1 protein-coding gene and 1 pseudogene are annotated in these 956 nt (G+C 37.6%); both read right to left on the reverse strand.

All coding sequences use genetic code 11. The features are described 5' to 3' along the window. Positions 1-200 precede the first annotated feature (200 nt). The gene (locus ADH52_RS05510) at positions 201-434 is read right to left on the reverse strand and encodes an Imm74 family immunity protein (protein WP_049510510.1); all 234 of its coding nucleotides are present in this window, start codon (positions 432-434) and stop codon (positions 201-203) included. A 2-nt stretch (positions 435-436) separates the two neighbouring features. After that, positions 437-956: pseudogene (locus tag ADH52_RS05515) on the reverse strand (hypothetical protein); the annotation flags it as partial.

Genomic DNA, 956 nt, shown 5'->3' on the forward strand with positions numbered 1-956 from the left:
TACTTCGGTGCTTCGACCTCTACTTTCACCTTATTGAGACTAAACTTGCTGGCTGCTGAGGAGGCCTCATAACCTCCTACGATATTCCCGATAAAGTTTGCGGTTTGAGCGTCTTCCTCACTACCACCTAGGAGCTTAGTCCCATGATAGGCAACCTGACCCGCTGTATAGAGATTCATTTCTCTTAGAATACAACATAATTATACAAAGTCTAATTGAATAGTTTGATTGCTCTCCATTTTTTTAGCTGTATTAATAATATTCTCTATTTCTCTTTGAGTTATCGGAAGATTATCATGAGGGGGCTCCCATTGTGTCATACTATCTTTATAAACAACAAATTTTTTATTGATCAGCAATTCTCCTTGTGCTTTTAATAGGAAACCATTCTCTAAATCAAAAGTAATTGTTGATCTTGTTCCTGTAATTTTCATTTCTACCTCTCGAATATAATTTTTTCTACCCCTGTTTTAGGATCTATTGTCGTAACCTTAGTAACATTTGGATTGGCCTTCAATCTTGGTAGTTCGATGTTTTCCCAAATATTTCCTGGTCGTAGTTCGCTACCAACTACAGCTCTTATTTCACCAGATACTTGCTCTGCGTAAACATTCGAAGCTTCCTCCCAAGCTGTTACACTTGAAGGAGTATTAAAATCCCATTCAGGCATTACAATATTCGTATCATCAATCGTAGATTCTAATGTAACTCCTCCTTTATTTTTTGCTATTTTTTTCGCAACATCCATTCCTCCAATGCCATCTGTTCGTCCTGACCAGAAAAAAGCCGTATCTGGATCAGTTTTCAATCTACCTCTTATTAACTCAACATCAAAGTCAGTTTGAGTAAAATCTATTTTTGAATATCGATTTGGAGAAACAGGTTGATTCAAGCTAAACTTGCTGGCTGCTGAGGAGACCGCATAACCTCCTACGATATTCCCGATAAAGTTTGCG

Origin of the sequence: Streptococcus pseudopneumoniae, from assembly GCF_001072665.1 — a bacterium.
In the GTDB taxonomy this organism is placed as follows: domain Bacteria; phylum Bacillota; class Bacilli; order Lactobacillales; family Streptococcaceae; genus Streptococcus; species Streptococcus pseudopneumoniae_S.